This is a genomic window from Zoogloea sp. (assembly GCF_041908905.1).
Classification (GTDB): domain Bacteria; phylum Pseudomonadota; class Gammaproteobacteria; order Burkholderiales; family Rhodocyclaceae; genus Zoogloea.
In genome coordinates, this window is record NZ_JAYREK010000044.1 from 1 (window position 1) to 17,812 (window position 17,812).

18 protein-coding genes are annotated in these 17,812 nt (G+C 64.3%); 8 read left to right on the plus strand and 10 right to left on the minus strand.

Annotated elements, in window-relative coordinates:
• Positions 1 to 109: 109 nt before the first annotated feature.
• The 6 genes from ACE3OU_RS16675 to icd form a co-directional block, all read right to left on the minus strand.
• Positions 110 to 400, minus strand: a complete 291-nt coding sequence (locus ACE3OU_RS16675) for a hypothetical protein (RefSeq protein ID WP_374242680.1) — start codon at positions 398 to 400, stop codon at positions 110 to 112.
• Between the two features lie 99 nt (positions 401 to 499).
• Positions 500 to 808 carry a HigA family addiction module antitoxin gene (locus ACE3OU_RS16680; RefSeq protein WP_374242681.1) on the minus strand — a complete coding sequence of 103 codons (309 nt, stop codon included), beginning with the start codon at positions 806 to 808 and terminating at the stop codon, positions 500 to 502.
• Between the two features lie 11 nt (positions 809 to 819).
• Complete coding sequence (locus tag ACE3OU_RS16685) at positions 820 to 1,101, minus strand: type II toxin-antitoxin system RelE/ParE family toxin (RefSeq protein ID WP_374242682.1); 282 nt, start codon at positions 1,099 to 1,101, stop codon at positions 820 to 822.
• 73 nt (positions 1,102 to 1,174) lie between these two features.
• Positions 1,175 to 2,503, minus strand: coding sequence for a tyrosine-type recombinase/integrase (locus ACE3OU_RS16690; RefSeq protein WP_374242683.1), 1,329 nt, complete (start codon positions 2,501 to 2,503; stop codon positions 1,175 to 1,177).
• Positions 2,504 to 2,924: 421 nt separating this feature from the next.
• On the minus strand, positions 2,925 to 5,162 hold the full coding sequence (locus tag ACE3OU_RS16695; RefSeq protein ID WP_374242684.1) for an NADP-dependent isocitrate dehydrogenase: 2,238 nt from the start codon (positions 5,160 to 5,162) through the stop codon (positions 2,925 to 2,927).
• Positions 5,163 to 5,456: 294 nt separating this feature from the next.
• Positions 5,457 to 6,701 (minus strand): NADP-dependent isocitrate dehydrogenase, encoded by a 1,245-nt coding sequence (gene icd / locus ACE3OU_RS16700; RefSeq protein ID WP_374242685.1) that lies wholly within the window; start codon positions 6,699 to 6,701, stop codon positions 5,457 to 5,459.
• 302 nt (positions 6,702 to 7,003) lie between these two features.
• Here icd and aceK point away from each other — a divergent pair, with 302 nt between their 5' ends.
• Positions 7,004 to 8,773: a bifunctional isocitrate dehydrogenase kinase/phosphatase gene (gene aceK / locus ACE3OU_RS16705; RefSeq protein WP_374242686.1), complete on the plus strand. Its 1,770-nt coding sequence runs from the start codon at positions 7,004 to 7,006 to the stop codon at positions 8,771 to 8,773.
• Between the two features lie 40 nt (positions 8,774 to 8,813).
• Here aceK and ACE3OU_RS16710 read toward each other — a convergent pair whose 3' ends face one another.
• Genes ACE3OU_RS16710 through coaBC form a run of 3 tightly spaced genes read right to left on the minus strand, consistent with a single transcriptional unit; the run spans position 8,814 to position 10,909 of the window.
• Complete coding sequence (locus ACE3OU_RS16710; RefSeq protein WP_374242687.1) at positions 8,814 to 9,242, minus strand: NUDIX domain-containing protein; 429 nt, start codon at positions 9,240 to 9,242, stop codon at positions 8,814 to 8,816.
• The gene (dut, locus tag ACE3OU_RS16715) at positions 9,242 to 9,691 is read right to left on the minus strand and encodes a dUTP diphosphatase (RefSeq protein ID WP_374242688.1); all 450 of its coding nucleotides are present in this window, start codon (positions 9,689 to 9,691) and stop codon (positions 9,242 to 9,244) included. The genes ACE3OU_RS16710 and dut overlap by 1 nt, the downstream gene beginning before the upstream one ends.
• Positions 9,692 to 9,718: 27 nt before the next feature.
• The gene (gene coaBC / locus ACE3OU_RS16720; RefSeq protein WP_374242689.1) at positions 9,719 to 10,909 is read right to left on the minus strand and encodes a bifunctional phosphopantothenoylcysteine decarboxylase/phosphopantothenate--cysteine ligase CoaBC; all 1,191 of its coding nucleotides are present in this window, start codon (positions 10,907 to 10,909) and stop codon (positions 9,719 to 9,721) included.
• Positions 10,910 to 10,956: 47 nt separating this feature from the next.
• Between coaBC and radC the strand changes: the two genes are divergently transcribed.
• From radC to rpmG, 3 genes are all read left to right on the plus strand, one after another.
• Positions 10,957 to 11,634 carry a DNA repair protein RadC gene (gene radC, locus ACE3OU_RS16725; RefSeq protein WP_374242690.1) on the plus strand — a complete coding sequence of 226 codons (678 nt, stop codon included), beginning with the start codon at positions 10,957 to 10,959 and terminating at the stop codon, positions 11,632 to 11,634.
• 118 nt (positions 11,635 to 11,752) lie between these two features.
• Positions 11,753 to 11,989: a 50S ribosomal protein L28 gene (gene rpmB / locus ACE3OU_RS16730; RefSeq protein WP_141349921.1), complete on the plus strand. Its 237-nt coding sequence runs from the start codon at positions 11,753 to 11,755 to the stop codon at positions 11,987 to 11,989.
• Positions 11,990 to 12,016: 27 nt separating this feature from the next.
• Positions 12,017 to 12,184 carry a 50S ribosomal protein L33 gene (gene rpmG / locus ACE3OU_RS16735; RefSeq protein ID WP_298603544.1) on the plus strand — a complete coding sequence of 56 codons (168 nt, stop codon included), beginning with the start codon at positions 12,017 to 12,019 and terminating at the stop codon, positions 12,182 to 12,184.
• Between the two features lie 213 nt (positions 12,185 to 12,397).
• Here rpmG and ACE3OU_RS16740 read toward each other — a convergent pair whose 3' ends face one another.
• Positions 12,398 to 12,601 (minus strand): cold-shock protein, encoded by a 204-nt coding sequence (locus ACE3OU_RS16740; protein ID WP_298603546.1) that lies wholly within the window; start codon positions 12,599 to 12,601, stop codon positions 12,398 to 12,400.
• Between the two features lie 390 nt (positions 12,602 to 12,991).
• On the opposite strand from ACE3OU_RS16740, the gene clpS reads away from it, so the two are divergent.
• The 4 genes from clpS (at position 12,992) to aceA (ending at position 17,757) form a co-directional block, all read left to right on the plus strand.
• Positions 12,992 to 13,300, plus strand: coding sequence for an ATP-dependent Clp protease adapter ClpS (gene clpS, locus ACE3OU_RS16745; RefSeq protein ID WP_374242691.1), 309 nt, complete (start codon positions 12,992 to 12,994; stop codon positions 13,298 to 13,300).
• A gap of 1 nt (position 13,301) precedes the next feature.
• A complete protein-coding gene (gene clpA / locus ACE3OU_RS16750) occupies positions 13,302 to 15,578 on the plus strand; it encodes an ATP-dependent Clp protease ATP-binding subunit ClpA (RefSeq protein ID WP_374242692.1) in 2,277 nt (758 codons plus the stop codon).
• 77 nt (positions 15,579 to 15,655) lie between these two features.
• Positions 15,656 to 16,135, plus strand: a complete 480-nt coding sequence (gene rraA / locus ACE3OU_RS16755) for a ribonuclease E activity regulator RraA (protein ID WP_374242693.1) — start codon at positions 15,656 to 15,658, stop codon at positions 16,133 to 16,135.
• A gap of 308 nt (positions 16,136 to 16,443) precedes the next feature.
• Positions 16,444 to 17,757, plus strand: coding sequence for an isocitrate lyase (aceA, locus tag ACE3OU_RS16760; RefSeq protein ID WP_374242694.1), 1,314 nt, complete (start codon positions 16,444 to 16,446; stop codon positions 17,755 to 17,757).
• Positions 17,758 to 17,812: the final 55 nt, after the last annotated feature.

The following is a 17,812-nucleotide window of genomic DNA, read 5'->3' on the forward strand; positions in this document are numbered from 1 at the left end:
GGATATGTTTGAAATCAAGCGGTTTCATCGCCACCCTCCTGATTGCAGCAAAACTGTATATTCAGACAGATTGCAGGGGGTACGGTTCCACAGGTAACGGTGACATAGCCTAGAACAAAGCTTTGGCGCGTTGAAATTTTTTGGTTTCAGCTTGGTGCTGCCCGTCCTTCTCGTTGTACATGCGAGCGAGCTCTTCGATTACCCCATCTTTCTCGGTGCCCTGCGCCTTCAACTCGTCAATCCGCCTCTGCAACTCCTTTTCGCGCTCTTCGCCTTCCGCTGCAATTCGGGCCAGTTGCTCAGGCGTGTTCGCCCTAAGAAGCTCATCAGCCCTTGTTGAAATTCTCCATTCTCTCGATCTAAAGCCCTGTGCAAAAAAAGCCGCGTCTTTTGGTTCCATGCGCGCTCCTTCGTGCGCCCTTCATGTTGGGCGCCGCGCCGGCCGGGTGAAGGTGCCCGGTGTTCCCCCCGTCGAGGTAGGCGCGGCGTTGGTGCTCGGTCAGGCTGCCTCGGCCTGCATCGGCTGCACCTCTCGCTCGACCCGTGCGCCGACCTCCGCCTCGGCTTGCTTCAGGTCATAGCTGATCTGCAGGTTCATCCAGAACTGCGGCGTGGTGTCGAAGTAGCGAGCCAGGCGCAGGGCCGTGTCAGGTGTCACCGCCCGGCGCTCCCTCACTATGTCGTTGATCCGGGGCGCCGGGACGTGCAGATCCATCGCGAGGGCGTTGGCACTCTTCCCCAGGGGTACGAGAAACTCCTCTCGAAGGATTTCCCCCGGGTGGATGGGGCGCATGTTGTTCGTCGGCATGATGAATCTCCTCAGTGGTAATCGACGATTTCCACGTTCTCCGGCCCTTGCGGGGTCCAGATGAAGCACACGCGCCATTGGTCATTGATGCGGATGCTGTGCCAGCCGGCCCGGTCTCCGAGGAGGGCCTCGAGGCGGTTGCCTGGAGGCGCCCGCAAGTCCTTCAGCTCTTGAGCAGCATCGAGCATCTGCAGCTTCCGCTCTGCGGTGGCCTCGATGTTGCGGAATCGCCGAGGGCGTAGCCCTTGATACAGCGCCTCAGTGTCTGCGCAACGAAAAGAACGAATCGTCATCTGTGTTCACCATAGAACGCGCAACGTTTAACGTCAAGCATAAAGACATCGAGAATGAGGCGCTGCATCGACATCAACCGACCACCCGCAGCTCCGGCGCCTGGCCCTCGCCCGGCTGCTCAATGCCAGCCTGTTCGAGAATCCACGCCTCGATCTTCACGTGCCACATGCGCAGCAGATCCAGCGGCCGGCGGCGATAGTGCTTCTCGGCCAGGGCGGACGGCTTGTGGCCCTGGATCTGAGCCACCACGCCCACGGGCACCTCGCACCACTCCGCCAGGGTGCCGAAGCTACGGCGCAGGTCATGCAGCGTGAAGGGCGGCAGGCCCGCGGCCTGCATCGCGTTCTTGTGGGGCTTCAGGGGCTCCTGCAGGCGGCCGGATTCCGCGGAGGGGCTGGAGAACACCCATTCATTGCGGCGCGGCAATGAGGCCAGCAAAGCGGCGACGTAGGGCGTCAGCGGGATGATGCGCTCCCCTTCCACCTTGTCCCGGATCGTGAGGCTCTTCCATTGGAAATCCACATCGGCCCAGCCCAGGCCGGTCAGCTCCTCGCGGCGGGCGCCGGTCAGCAGGGCCGTTTGCAGGTAGGCGGCGTGCACCGGGTTGCCAAGCTGGCGGACGTGCTCGAACCACAGGGTCAGCTGCTCCCGCTGCAGGCTGTCGCCCTTCGCTTTGACGGCCTTCACGTGATCCCGCACCTCGGACGTGCGGCAGGCGTCAGCACGAACGAGGCCGACATACTCCGGGCGCTCGGCGCACCAGTTGAGGAAGGCCCGCAGCAGGCGGAAGTTCTTCGCCGCCTCGGTCGCTCCGCGGGCGTTGTTCTCCTGCATCCATGCCGTGAGGCGCTCGGGGGTCAGGTCCTTCAAGGGTTCGAGCAACAGGGAATGCACCATGCCGGGCAGCGAGTATTCCCCCTGCCCTTTCTTGCGGCCCCGGGTGATGCGCTCGCCGCCGGGCTGGATGGCCTTCTCGTGGTCGCGCTTGTGGGAGTCGCCCCACTTGTGGGAACGGGCGGCGACGTAGGCGGCCCAGGCTTCGCCCACCGTCACGGCTTGCCGCTGCTGCTCCTGCTGCTCGGCCTCGGCGGCGGCCTTGCGTGCCTCGATCGCGGCCTGCTTGTCGGCCTTCTCTTGGCGCGGGTCGGTGCCCTGGTCAATCAGGGTTTGCAGGCGGCGGGCTTCGGCTCGGGCGTCGTCAAGGTTCCATGCCTTCACGTCGCCGATGGTCACTCGAACGGTTTGCCGGTTCAGCTTGGCCTCGAAGATGAAGGACTTGGCGCCGGCAGTCGCACGCACGGCGAGCCGCGGGGCGTCGGTGTCCCACAGGAAGGATTGCTTGGCATCGGCCGGACAGGAGAAGCGGCGGATTCGGTCGGGGGTCAGTCGTTCTCGTTGCATGGTCGCTTGGTCGGTGATTTGGCTGGGCGGGCAGCCCGTGTAGCCACGGTGTAGCCAGATTCTAGCAATATCCATCAACACCAATCAACGCACAATCAGCCATCAATCCTTATTTTTCAATCAGATGCGTGATTTCATGAATCCCTATCAACGCCGAAAAATCCCATTTTTTGCCGACTCATAATCGCTTGGTCGCGGGTTCAAGTCCTGCTGGGCCCACCAGCAACATCAAGCACTTAGGCCAATCCTTCGGGGTTGGCCTTTTGCTTTTGTGGCCACGCCTCGACAGGCCCCCTGTCGCCGGGAAACGAAATCGGGCGTACCAATGAAAAAACCCGCCTTGTGAGCGGGTTTTTGCTTGAACCAACGGGCGGGGGACCTGGTGACGATCCACCGCCCGGCTTTCAGTCAGGCAGGCCGATCAGGCGCGAGCAGCCTTCAGCGCAGCGTTCAGCGTCGGGCTCGGGCGCATCACGGCCTTGCACTTCTCGGAGTCGGCCTTGTAGTAGCCGCCGATATCCACCGGCTTGCCCTGCACGGTCTTCAGCTCGGCGACGATCTGCGCTTCGCTGTCGGTCAGGGTCTTGGCCAGCTTGGCGAAGTGGGCAGCCATCTCGGCATCTTCGGTCTGGTTGGCCAGTTCCTGGGCCCAGTACATGGCGAGGTAGAACTGCGAGCCACGGTTGTCGAGCTCACCGGTCTTCGGCGACGGCGACTTCTTGTTGTCGAGCAGCTTGCCGGTGGCGGCGTCGAGGGTCCTGGCGAGCAGCTTGGCGCGGGCGTTGCCTTCCTTGATGCCGAGGTCTTCCAGAGAGACGGCCAGGGCCAGGAACTCGCCGAGGGAGTCCCAGCGCAGGTGGTTTTCTTCGGTGAGCTGCTGGACGTGCTTCGGCGCAGAACCGCCGGCACCGGTCTCGTACATGCCGCCGCCGGCCATCAGCGGGACGATGGACAGCATCTTGGCGGAGGTGCCGAGTTCCATGATCGGGAACAGGTCGGTGAGGTAGTCGCGCAGGATGTTGCCGGTGACCGAGATGGTGTCAAGGCCGCGGATCACACGCTCGAGGGTGAAGCGCATCGCACGGACCTGGGACATGATGTGGATGTCGAGGCCGGTGGTGTCGTGATCCTTGAGGTACCGGGTGACCTTCTTGATCAGTTCGTTCTCGTGCGGACGGTACGGGTCGAGCCAGAACACGGCCGGGGTGTTGGAGTTGCGGGCGCGGGTGACGGCCAGCTTGACCCAGTCGCGGATCGGCGCATCCTTGACCTGGCACATCCGCCAGATGTCGCCGGCTTCGACGTTCTGGGTGAGCAGCACTTCACCGGTATCCACGTCGACGATGTTGGCGATGCCGTCTTCCATGATCTCGAAGGTCTTGTCGTGGGAGCCGTACTCCTCGGCCTTCTGCGCCATCAGGCCGACGTTGGGCACCGAACCCATGGTCTTCGGGTCGAAGTTGCCGTTGGTCTTGCAGAAGTTGATCATCTCCTGATAGATCCGGGCGAAGGTGGATTCCGGCATCACGGCCTTGGTGTCGTACTGCTTGCCGTCGGCGCCCCACATCTTGCCGCCCTGGCGGATCATCGCCGGCATGGAGGCGTCGACGATCACGTCGTTGGGGGAGTGGAAGTTGGTGATGCCCTTCGCGGAGTCGACCATTGCCAGCTTGGGGCGGTGCTCCTGGCAGGCGTGGAGGTCGCGGATGATCTCGTCGCGCTTGGACTCGGGCAGGGTCTTGATCTTCTCGTAGAGGTCGACCATGCCGTTGTTGACGTTGATGCCCAGCTCGTTGAACAGCTCGCCGTGCTTCTCGAAGGCTTCCTTGTAGAAGATCTTGACGCAGTGGCCGAAGACGATGGGGTGCGAGACCTTCATCATGGTGGCCTTGACGTGCAGCGAGAACAGGATGCCGGACTCACGGCAGTCTTCCAGCTCTTTCTCGTAGAACTCGCACAGCGCCTTCTTGCTCATGAACATGGAGTCGATGATCTCGCCTTCGAGCAGCGCGATCTTCGGCTTCAGGACGCTGATCTTGCCGCCGTTGGCGATGAGCTCCATGCGCACGGTGCGGGCCTTGTCGAGGGTCATCGACTTTTCGCCGTGGTAGAAGTCGCCGCTGTGCATGTGGGAGACGTGGGTACGGGACCACTGCTTCCACTCACCCATGGAGTGCGGGTTCTTGCGGGCGTAGTTCTTGACGGCGAGGGGCGCGCGGCGGTCGGAGTTGCCTTCGCGCAGGACCGGGTTCACCGCGGAGCCGAGGCACTTGCCGTAGCGGGCGGCGATGGATTTTTCCTCGTCGGTCTTCGGGTCTTCCGGATAGTTCGGGATCGGGTAGCCCTTGGCCTGCAGCTCCTTGACGCAGGCCTTCAGCTGGGCCACGGAGGCGCTGATGTTGGGCAGCTTGATGATGTTGGCGTCCGCCTCGAGGGTCTTGGCGCCCAGCTCGCCCAGGGTGTTGGGCACCTTCTGCTCGTCGCTCAGGTAGTCGGAGAACTCGGCGAGAACGCGCGCCGAAACGGAGATGTCGGCCTTTTCGATCTCGATCCCGGCCGGGCCGGTGAAGGTCCGGATGATGGGAAGAAATGCGCATGTAGCCAGGAGCGGCGCCTCGTCCGTGAGTGTGTAAATGATCTTCGATTTCCCTGCAGCCATTTAACTTCCCTCTATGTTCTTTATCCAACAACCAGAGCGATGGCGATCTTTTGTCGCCACGTACGTGGGCCCGCACTCGCGTGCGCGGCCAACTATAGAAAATATCATGTATTGCCCCGCCCTGCACCGAAACCGCCATGGGCGGCGGCGCTGAAACCCTCCGTGAGCAAGCGCCGCAGCGCCGGCGGCGGGAAGGAAACGGCGGCCCGCCGCATCAAGGCGCGAAGCGGAGGCCGCCGGAGGGCGTGGAACGGACGCCACCAGGCGCGAAAGAGCCTGCAGCGCCGCCCCGGCTTACATGCGCGCGATCATCGCGTCGCCGAAGGCCGAACAGGAGAGCTCGGTGGCCCCGTCCATCAGGCGGGCGAAGTCGTAGGTGACCTGCTTGTCGCCGATGGCCGCCTCCATCGCCTTGATGACCAGGTCGGCCGCCTCGCGCCAGCCGATGTGGCGCAGCATCATCTCGGCCGACAGGATCAGCGAGCCCGGATTGACCTTGTCGAGGCCGGCGTACTTGGGCGCGGTGCCGTGGGTCGCCTCGAAGCAGGCGTACTGGTCGGAGATGTTGGCCCCCGGTGCGATGCCGATGCCCCCCACCTGGGCCGCCAGCGCGTCCGAGATGTAGTCGCCGTTGAGGTTGCAGCAGGCGATCACGTCGTATTCGGCCGGCCGCAGCAGGATCTGCTGCAGGAAGGCGTCGGCGATGGCGTCCTTGATGACGATCTCGCGTCCTGTGTTGGGGTTCTTGAACGAACACCACGGCCCGCCGTCGATGGGCTGGGCGCCGAACTCGCTCTGGGCCAGCTTGTAGCCCACATCGCGGAACAGGCCCTCGGTGAACTTCATGATGTTGCCCTTGTGCACCAGGGTCACGCTCTTGCGGTCGTTGTCGATGGCGTACTTGATCGCCGCGCGGATCAGGCGCGAGCTGCCCTCCACCGACACCGGCTTGACGCCGATGCCGCAGTGCTCGGGGAAGCGGATCTTCTTGACCCCCATCTCGTCCTGCAAAAATTTGATGACCTTCTGCGCTGCCTCCGAATCGGCCTGCCACTCGACGCCAGCATAGATGTCCTCGGTGTTCTCCCGGAAGATCACCATGTCGGTCTTGGTCGGGTCCTTCAGCGGCGAGGGCACGCCCTTGAAGTAGCGCACCGGGCGCAGGCACTGGTAGAGGTCGAGCTCCTGGCGCAGCGCCACGTTGAGGGAGCGGATGCCGCCGCCGACCGGCGTCGTCATGGGCCCCTTGATCGACACCGCGTAAGCCTTGAGGGCGTCGAAGGTCTCCTTCGGCAGCCACTCGTCGGGACCGTAGAGCTGGGTCGATTTCTCGCCGGCGAAGACCTCCATCCAGTGGATCTTGCGTTTGCCGCCGTAGGCCTTGTCGACCGCCGCGTCGATGACCTTGATCATCACCGGGGTGATGTCGACACCGATGCCGTCGCCCTCGATGAAGGGAATGATGGGGTTATCGGGGACCGGCTGGCCGGGAACGATCTTCTGACCGCCTGCAGGAACCTTGATGAATGAAGAACTCATATCAACTCCCTCGAATGGATCACGCCTGTTTGAATGGGTCGGGCGGCGGCCGGTGGATCTGCGCGAGACCGCCGGCCACGCCATGCGCTGCGCCGCTGCCGCCCGGAGGCGGCCGGCTGTTTCGATTATGGACGAAACGGCGGAACGCTAAAAGCGCAATGCCGACAGGGATTTACGACGCTGCAGCGCAGCATGGAGCGATGCGTTCCAGATAGTCCGGCGGGTGCTAGTATCTGCAGCCACCACCCGCCGCCATCGCGGCCGGCGATCATTCCCGAGCACGACCGACGGAGGAGCCCACCATGGACGCCCAGCGCAACGAAAACCCGGTCGCCCTGGCCATCGCCCAGGCCATGGTCGAGGGCTTCAACAAGCACTACCGGATCTTCCGCGAGACCTCCCGGCGGGCCAAGGAGAGCTTCGAGGCCGCCGACTGGCAGGGCCAGCTCCAGGCGGTGCGCGAGCGCGTGCAGTTCTACGACGACCGGGTGAACGAAACCGTCCAGCGCCTCCACGAGGAGTTCGACGCCGCCTCCGTCGACGACGCCACCTGGCAGGCCGCCAAGCTGCAGTACATCGGGCTGCTGATCAACCACAAGCAGCCCGAACTGGCCGAGACCTTCTTCAACTCGGTCACCACCAAGATCCTGCACCGGGACTACTTCAACAACACCTACCTCTTCGCCCGGCCGGCGATCTCCACCGACTACATCGAATCCTTCCCACCCACCTACTCCAGCTACTACCCCGCCGACGAGGGCCTGCGGGCCAGCATCCGCCGCATCATCGAGGACTTCGACTGGCAGCGCGCCTTCGAGGACCTCGACCGGGACGTGGACTATGTGATGCGCACCGTGCAGGCCCACCTGGGCGGCAACTGGCCGAAGATGGAGGTCAACTGCCAGATCCAGGTGCTGTACTCGGCCTTCTACCGCAACAAGACCGCCTACATCATCGGCAAGGCGATCAACGGCTACGAGGAATACCCCTTCGCGATGGCCGTCCGCCACGGCGCCTCGGGGATGCTCTACCTCGACACGGTGCTCCTCGACCGCTGGCGGATCTCGCTGCTGTTCTCGCTGTCCCGCGCGTATTTTCTGGTGGACATGGAGGTGCCGTCGGGCTACGTGCAGTTCCTGCGCAGCATCATGCCCAACAAGCCGCGCTCCGAGCTGTACACCATGCTGGGCCTGGGCAAGCAGGGCAAGACGATCTTCTTCCGCGACCTGATCGCCCACCTGCGCCACTCCAACGACCAGTTCATCGAGGCGCCGGGCATCCGCGGGCTGGTGATGCTGGTGTTCACGCTGCCGTCCTACCCCTACGTGTTCAAGATCATCAAGGACACGTTCGGCAGCTCGAAGAACATGGACCGGGCAACGGTGAAGCGCAAGTACCTGCTGGTGCGCCAGGTGGACCGGGTCGGGCGGATGGCCGACACCCTCGAGTTCTCCAACGTCGCGCTGCCCCGCAGCCGCTTCCACCCCGACCTGATCGCCCAGCTCAAGGAGCTCGCCCCGTCGGTGATCGAGGAGGACGGCGACACCCTGGTCGTCAAGCACGTGTACATCGAGCGGCGCATGACGCCCCTCAACATCTACCTCGCCAAGGCCACCGACGCGCAGATCGAGGAAGCCGTGCGCGAATACGGCCAGGCCATCAGCGAGCTGGCCATCGCCAACATCTTCCCGGGCGACATGCTGTGGAAGAACTTCGGGGTCACCCGCTACGGCCGCGTGGTCTTCTACGACTACGACGAGATCGAATACATGACCGACTGCAACTTCCGCAAGATCCCGCCGGCCCCCAACGAGGAGGCCGAGATGTCCGGCGAGCCCTGGTACAGCGCCGGCCCGATGGACGTCTTCCCCGAGGAGTTCGCCACCTTCCTGCTCGGCCAGCCCAAGATCCGCAAGGCCTTCCTGCAGCACCACCGCCAGCTGCTCGACCCGAAGTTCTGGCAGGACGCCCAGGCCAAGATCCGCAGCGGCTACGTGGAGGATTTCTACCCCTACCCGGCCGAGCTGCGCTTCTGCAACGCCTTCGCGGGCGATGCGGCGGCGGGCAGCTGAGCCCGCAACCCGCGGGCGGAGCCGTCAACGCGGCGCCGGATCAGGCCCAGCCGGATTCGCGAATCCACGGCCCTGCGCCGGCCATGAGGGCGTCGCGCACGTAGGGCACGATGGCCTCCGGCAGGGCGTTGCGGGCAAACCAGCGCAGGTCGTCGCACTTGTGCGGCTCGGCGATCCGCGGCGTACCCACCCAGACCTGGGCCCGCAGGAAGAAGTCGATGCGGTTGGTGTCGGAGCGCCGATGCACCACCCCGAGCACCTCGAGGGCGTCCTCCGCCACCCCGACACCGAGTTCCTCGCGCATCTCGCGCACCGCGGTCGCGCGTATCGACTCGCCCTCCTCCACATGCCCGCCCGGCAGACTGTAGAGGCCATCGAAGAAGCCCGTGCCGGCGCGCCGCATCAGCAGCACCTCGCCACCGCGCTCGAGGAGCACATGCACGCCGGTGGGAATGCCCGCGTGGCGCATCAATGCTTGCCCGTGCTGCCGAAACCGGCGGCACCGCGCTCGCTCTCGTCGAAGGATTCGACCACATTGAACCCCACCTGCAGCACCGGCACCACCACCAGTTGGGCGATCCGCTCCAGGGGCTGGATCGTGAAGTGCTCGTGGCCACGGTTCCACACCGAGACGAAGATCTGCCCCTGGTAGTCGGAGTCGATCAGCCCGACCAGGTTGCCCAGCACGATGCCGTGCTTGTGGCCCAGCCCGGAGCGCGGCAGGATCATCGCCGCCAGACCCGGGTCAGCCAGGTGGATGGCGATGCCGGTGGGCACCAGCAGGGTGTGGCCCGGCGACAGCACCAGCGGCGCGTCCACGCAGGCCCGCAGGTCCAGCCCGGCGGAGCCGCTGGTGGCATAGGCCGGGGGCTGGCCCTTGAGGCGTTCGTCGAGAATCCGGATATCGATACGGTGCATGGGGCGGTCCTCAGGTGAGAGCGGTGTCTAGTTGCGGGGCAGCAGGGCCGCCAGGTGGGCGACGATCGCCCGGGCGACCTCGGGCTTGGGGGCCTTGGGCAGCGGATGGCGGCCGACCTCATCAAACAGCACGACCTCGTTGTCGTCGCCGCCGAGGCCGTCCTGCACCAGGTTGCCGACCACCATCGGCAGCTTCTTGGCCTTCCGCTTGCCCTCGGCGTATTCGTCGAGATTGCGGCTCTCGGCCGCAAAGCCGACGCAGAACGGCGGATTGGGCAGCGCCGCAACCTCGGCGAGGATGTCGGGGTTGGGCGTCAGGGTGATCGCCAGCTCGGCGCCGGATTTCTTGATCTTGTGCTCCGCCGCGTTCGCCGGGCGGTAGTCGGCCACCGCCGCCACGCCGATGAACACGTCGCTGCCGGGCAGCGCCGCCAGCACCGCCTCGCGCATCTCGAGGGCGCTCTTGACGCTCACCCGGCGGGCGCCGGCCGGCACCGGCAGCGCCACCGGGCCGCTCACCAGCACCACCTCGGCGCCCGCCTGGGCGCAGGCCCGGGCGAGGCCGTAGGCCATCTTGCCGGAGCTGGAATTGGTGATGCCGCGCACCGGGTCGATGGGCTCGAAGGTCGGCCCGGCGGTCATCACCACCCGCCGCCCCGCCAGCAGCTTGGGCTGGAAGAAGCCGATCACCGCCTCGCAGAGCTCCTCGGGCTCGAGCATCCGCCCCAGCCCGACCTCGCCGCAGGCCTGCTCGCCGGCCGCGGGGCCGAGCAGGGTCACGCCGTCGGCCACCAGCCGGGCCACGTTGCGCCGGGTCGCCGGGTGCTCCCACATCTGCCGGTTCATCGCCGGCGCCACCAGCAGCGGGCAATCGCGGGCGAGGCAAAGGGTGGTGAGCAGATCGTCGGCCAGGCCATGGACGAGCTTCGCCATCACGTCGGCGGTGGCCGGGGCGATCAGGATCGCGTCGGCATCCCGGGTGAGGTCGATGTGGGCCATGTTGTTGCCCATGCGCGGATCCCACAGGTCGGTCCACACCGGGTTGCCCGACAGGGCCTGGAAGGTCACCGCCGTCACGAAGCGGGCGCCGCCCTCGGTGAGCACCACATGGACATCGGCACCGGCCTTGCCGAGCAGGCGCACCAGCTCGGCCGCCTTGTATGCCGCCACCCCGCCGGTCACGCCCAGCACAAGTTTCCTGCCCTTCAGCTCGATCATGCTAATGGTATTATCCCTGTTCCGCACAAACTGGAATTGTACACGCCATGGCAATCACCGACTGGCCCGCCGACGAACGTCCGCGGGAGCGCCTGCTGGCCCGCGGGGCCGCCGCCCTGTCCGATGCCGAGCTGCTGGCCCTGTTCCTGCGGGTCGGCATCCGCGGCAAGAGCGCCGTCGACCTCGCCCGCGACCTGCTCACCCACTTCGGCGGCCTGAGCGCCCTGTGCAACGCCTCCGCATCGGCCTTCTCGGCGATCCCCGGCATGGGCCTCGCAAAATATGCCCAGCTGCAGGCCGTGCTCGAACTCGCCCGCCGCGCCCTCGGCGAGGAGATGGCCCGGCGCGACGTCCTCGACTCCCCCGGCACGGTGCGCGACTGGCTGCGCCTGCGGCTGGCCCAGCTACCCCACGAGGTCTTCATGATCCTGCTCCTCGACGCCCAGAACCGGGTGATGGGAAGCGAGGAGCTCTTCCGCGGCACCCTCACGCAGACCTCGGTCTATCCCCGGGAGGTCGTCAAGCTGGTGCTCCGGCACAACGCCGCGGCCGTCATCCTCGCCCACAACCACCCCTCCGGCGTGGGCGAGCCGAGCCACGCCGACCAGGCCCTCACCGACACCCTCAAAAAGGCCCTGGCCCTTGTGGACGTGCGGGTTCTGGACCACTTCATCGTCGCCGGAAACGCCCGCCCGGTATCTTTCGCCGAGCGCGGCCTGCTCTAGGTGCGGGCACCGGCCGCGGGCGTCATTCACAAGAATTGCACCAAGCGCTTGATTCCAACTCACTTCTTCTTATAGAATCGACGGTCTTACCGAATCAAAACCAAGTTTGGAGCAACAAATGGCTCGCGTTTGCCAAGTGACCGGAAAAGCACCGATGGTTGGGAACAACGTCTCCCACGCCAACAACAAGACCAAGCGCCGCTTCCTACCGAACCTGCAAAACCGCAAGTTCTGGAGCGAGGCCGAGAACCGTTGGGTACGCCTGCGCGTCACCAACGCTGCCCTGCGCACCATTGACAAAAAAGGCATCGACGCCGTCGTCGCCGAGCTCCGTGCTCGCGGCGAAAAGGTCTGATCCTTTAACACCTGGAGATAGATCGAAATGGCAAAAGGCGGCCGCGAAAAGATCAAGCTCGAGTCCACTGCCGGGACCGGGCATTTCTACACCACCAACAAGAACAAGCGGACCACCCCGCAGAAGCTTGAATTCAGCAAGTACGATCCGGTTGCTCGCAAGCACGTGCCGTACAAGGAAGTCAAACTGAAGTAATTGCTTCCGGCACGCGACTGACGCTTGTTGAACGCTTGCTACATGAAGAAGCCCGCCCCGAGCGGGCTTTTTCACGTTAACCGATAGATTCCCGCCCCGCGCCGGCACGCAAACTTCAGCTGAGGCCCCAAAAAACAAACCGCCGACGCGCTCTCGCACGTCGGCGGCTGGATCACGACGCCAGAGCCCGCAGGCTCCGGTCAGCCGGAAGGATCAGGCACGCTGGATGTTCGACGCCTGCTTGCCCTTCGGGCCCTGAGTGACCTCGAACTGAACCTTCTCCCCCTCCTTCAGCGACTTGAACCCGGCCATGTTGATGGCGGAGAAGTGCGCAAACAGGTCTTCGCTGCCATCGTCCGGCGTAATGAAGCCGAAGCCCTTGGCGTCGTTGAACCACTTAACAGTACCAGTTGCCATATTGCTAATTCCTTCTTGATTTCAGTAATACGATCCGGAAACCGGGTCTGTGATCGAACCCCGGCACGCGACGGGTCGTTGAAGGCGTTTCTGCGAACACTCGACGAGGAAACCCGCGCCCGTCATGGAACGAACACATTTCTGCTTTTACGTGACTTGCCCTGGGCCGTCAACGCATTTATGGGGTCAAAAAATTGCTGCAATACAGCATCCAGAGCCCTTTTCCGGCCTTTGCCGGAACTCCTCGACCGACAAAAAATCAAAGCCCATCGACACTTATTTTTCCATGTCGCAACGCACAAAAGAGGCCCTGGAACGGCGCCTTGAACGCTTGAAAAACTGTGCGACTTCACTCTTGCACAATCATCGAGCTTGTTTAGAATGAGGCGCATGGTCATCAAAAAACAAGACGAATCGGTTCTTGAATCAGAGGTCACGCGGCTCAAGCCGCCACCTCTCTACAAGGTCATGCTGCTCAACGACGATTTCACCCCGATGGATTTCGTGGTGACCGTGATACAGAAATTCTTTGGGCTGGACCGCGAACAAGCCACGCGGATCATGCTCAAAGTTCACAGAGAGGGCGTTGGTGTGTGCGGAGTCTTCCCCAGGGACGTCGCGGCCACCAAGGTCGAGCAGGTCATCGCGTACGCGCGCCAGCATCAGCACCCGCTGGCCTGCGTAATGGAGGAAAACTGAAATGATCGCCCAAGAGCTTGAAGTCAGTCTGCACATGGCCTTTGTCGAAGCCCGACAGAAGCGCCATGAGTTCATCACGGTGGAGCACCTTCTCCTCGCGCTGCTGGACAACCCGTCCGCCGCCGAGGTGCTGCGCGCCTGCGCCGCCAAGATCGACGAGCTCCGCCGGGAGCTCACCAACTTCGTCAACGAGCACACCCCGCGGGTCGAAGGCACCGAAGACATCGACACCCAGCCGACCCTTGGCTTCCAGCGGGTCATCCAGCGGGCGATCCTCCACGTCCAGTCGTCCGGCAAGAAGGAAGTCACCGGCGCCAACGTGCTGGTGGCGATCTTCGGCGAGAAGGATTCCCACGCGGTGTACTTCCTGCAGCGCCAGAACATCTCGCGCCTCGACGTGGTCAATTTCATCTCCCACGGCATCACCAAGACGCCCCAGTCCGGTGCCGCCCCCGCCCGCCCGGCCAGCGAATCCGAACAGGGCGAGCAGGAGCACGAAGGCGGCAGCCCCGGCGGCGCCCTCGAGAACTACACGCAGAACCTCAACCAGCAGGCCCTGCTCGGCAAGATCGACCCGCTGATCGGCCGCGAGAAGGAAGTCGAGCGTGTCATCCAGACCCTCTGCCGCCGCCGCAAGAACAACCCGCTGCTGGTCGGCGAAGCCGGCGTCGGCAAGACCGCCATCGCCGAAGGGCTGGCCCACCGCATCGTCGAGGGCCGCGTGCCCGAGATCCTCGCCGACGCCCAGGTCTACTCCCTCGACATGGGCGCCCTGCTCGCCGGCACCAAGTATCGTGGCGACTTCGAGCAGCGCCTGAAGGCCGTGCTCAAGCAACTCGTCGAAACCCACAACGCGATCCTCTTCATCGACGAGATCCACACCCTGATCGGCGCTGGCGCGGCGTCGGGCGGCACCCTCGACGCCTCCAACCTGCTCAAGCCGGCCCTGTCGTCGGGGCAGCTCAAGTGCATCGGCGCGACCACCTACACCGAATTCCGCCAGATCTTCGAAAAAGACCACGCCCTGTCGCGGCGCTTCCAGAAGGTCGACGTGCTCGAGCCCTCGGTCAATGAAACCATCGAGATCCTGAAGGGCCTCAAGTCGCGCTTCGAGGAGCACCACGGCATCAAGTATTCCGCCTCCGCCCTGTCGAGCGCCGCCGAGCTGTCGGCCCGCTACATCAACGACCGCCACCTCCCCGACAAAGCCATCGACGTCATCGACGAGGCCGGTGCCGCCCAGCGTATCCTGCCCAAGTCGCGCCAGAAGAAGCTCATCGGCAAGACCGAGATCGAGGAGATCGTCGCCAAGATCGCGCGCATCCCGCCGCGCAACGTCTCCAACGACGACAAGGCCGCGCTCAAGACCCTCGACCGCGACCTGAAAAACGTCGTGTTCGGCCAGGATGCCGCCATCGAGGCGCTCGCGAAGGCCATCAAGATGTCGCGCTCCGGCCTCGGCAACCCGCAGAAGCCGATCGGCGCCTTCCTGTTCAGCGGCCCCACCGGCGTCGGCAAGACCGAGGTCGCCCGCCAGCTCGCCTATACCCTGGGCATCGAGCTGGTGCGCTTCGACATGTCCGAGTACATGGAACGCCACGCCGTCTCGCGGCTGATCGGCGCCCCGCCGGGCTACGTCGGCTTCGACCAGGGCGGCCTGCTCACCGAGCAGATCAACAAGAAGCCCCACTGCGTGCTGCTCCTCGACGAAATCGAGAAGGCCCACCCGGACATCTACAACATCCTGCTGCAGGTGATGGACCACGGCACCCTGACCGACAACAACGGCCGGCAGGCGGACTTCCGCAACACCATCATCATCATGACCACCAACGCCGGCGCCGAGGCCATGCAGAAGTCGGTGATCGGCTTCTCGGCCAAGCGCGAGGCCGGCGACGAGATGGCCGAGATCAAGCGCCAGTTCTCGCCGGAGTTCCGCAACCGGCTCGACGCCACGATCTCCTTCAGCGCCCTCGACCCCGAGATCATCATGCGGGTCGTCGACAAGTTCCTGATGCAGCTCGAGGCGCAGCTCCACGAGAAGAAGGTGGACGCCCACTTCACCGACAAGCTCAAGGAATGGCTGGGCAAGAAGGGCTTCGACCCGCTGATGGGCGCCCGCCCGATGGCCCGCCTGATCCAGGACACCATCCGCGCGGCCCTCGCCGACGAGCTGCTGTTCGGGCGCCTCTCCGGCGGCGGCAGCGTCACCATCGACGTGGACGACGACGGCAAGGTCCAGCTCCAGTTCGAAGAGCTCGCGGAAGTTACGGTATAGTCGCTTCCGTCTCACACGTCATGACCACGGGCGGCCACGAGGCCGCCCGTTTTTTTATACCTTACCCGGAGTCAGCCATGGATTTTCAGACCACCGACCTCTGCGACGCCAACGAAGGCAAGGTCCGCGCCGTCGCCCCGATGTTCCGCAGCTTCGGCGGCAAGCAGCGCTTTGCCGGCCCGATCCGCACCCTCAAGGTCTTCGAGGACAACGCCCTGGTGCGCAGCACCCTCGAGGGGCCGGGCGAAGGCTGCGTGCTGGTGGTGGACGGCGGCGGCTCGATGCGCTGTGCGATGGTCGGCGACCAGCTCGCCCTGCTGGGCGTCCGGAACGGCTGGGCCGGCATCGTCGTGTATGGCTGCATCCGCGACTCCGGCCCGATCGGCGGGATGGACATCGGCGTCTTCGCCCTCGGCACCCACCCCATGAAGAGCATCAAGAAGGGCGCCGGCGACCGCGACATCCCGGTCACCTTCGGCGGCGTCACCTTCACCCCCGGCCAGTGGCTGTATGCCGACGAAGACGGCGTGATCGTTTCCGAGTCTCCACTGCTGTAAGTGCAGTGCATCACGACGCGGCGCAACGATTTTTCATTTCACCAAGCCCAAGATTATTTCACGATGCAAAAAATAGAAGATAAATATCTGTTTATGAACAGATATTTATTTCTTATGTCTTATATAAGACCTATTGCTGCCGTGCAAGATCTTGCCTATACTGCACGCATTGATCTTCGTTGCGGTGACGTCCCCTTCCGGAGCACCACGAGGCGATCAAACCGCTGAGGTAACAGCGCGACCCCCGGCTCCCCGGCCGGAGTTCCGCCCCCAGGCTTCCCCTCCCTCTATTTGTAAAGGATGACACTATGTCTCTGACCCGCGAACAGCAAATCGCCGCTCTGGAAAAAGACTGGGCCGAAAACCCCCGCTGGAAGAGCGTCAAGCGCGGCTACTCCGCTGCTGACGTCGTGCGCCTGCGTGGCAGCCTCCAGCCCGAGTACACCCTGGCCCAGAACGGCGCCAAGAAGCTGTGGGAGAAGGTGAACGGCGGCGCCAAGAAGGGCTACGTCAACGCCTTCGGCGCCATCACCGCCGGTCAGGCCATGCAACAGGCCAAGGCGGGCCTCGAGGCCGTGTATCTGTCCGGCTGGCAGGTCGCCGCCGACGGCAACACCTCCGAAACCATGTACCCGGACCAGTCGCTGTACGCCTACGACTCCGTCCCGACCATGGTTCGCCGCATCAACAACACCTTCAAGCGTGCCGACGAGATCCAGTGGTCCCGTGGCATCAACCCGGGTGACGAGGCCTTCATCGACTACTTCCTGCCGATCGTCGCCGACGCGGAAGCCGGTTTCGGCGGCGTGCTGAACGCCTTCGAACTGATGAAGAACATGATCGCCGCCGGCGCCGCCGGTGTGCACTTCGAAGACCAGCTGGCTGCCGTCAAGAAGTGCGGCCACATGGGTGGCAAGGTGCTCGTGCCGACCCAGGAAGCCATCGAAAAGCTGATCGCCGCGCGCTTCGCCGCCGACGTGATGGGCGTTCCGACCCTGATCCTGGCCCGTACCGATGCCGAGGCCGCCAACCTGCTGACCTCCGACCACGACGCCAACGACAAGCCGTTCTGCACCGGCGAGCGCACCCAGGAAGGCTTCTACCGCGTCAAGAACGGCCTCGAGCAGGCCATCTCCCGCGGCGTCGCCTACGCTCCGTACGCCGACCTGGTGTGGTGCGAAACCGGCACCCCGGACCTCGGCTTCGCCCGCGAGTTCGCTCAGGCCGTGCATGCCGCCTGCCCGGGCAAGCTGCTGTCCTACAACTGCTCGCCGTCCTTCAACTGGAAGAAGAACCTCGACGACAAGACCATCGCCGCCTTCCAGGACGAGCTGTCCGCCCTCGGCTACAAGTACCAGTTCATCACCCTGGCCGGCATCCACATCAACTGGTTCAACACCTTCCAGTTCGCCCACGCCTACGCCCGCGGCGAAGGCATGAAGCACTACACCGAGATGGTGCAGGAGCCGGAATTCGCTGCGCGCGAGAAGGGCTACACCTTCGTGTCCCACCAGCAGGAAGTCGGCGCCGGCTACTTCGACGACGTGACCACCGTGATCCAGGGCGGCTCCTCCTCCGTCAAGGCCCTCACCGGCTCCACCGAAGAAGAGCAGTTCCACTAAGAAACACCGTCTGCCCCCAGCGGCAGATCAAGGCCGGTGCCCCTCAAGGCGCCGG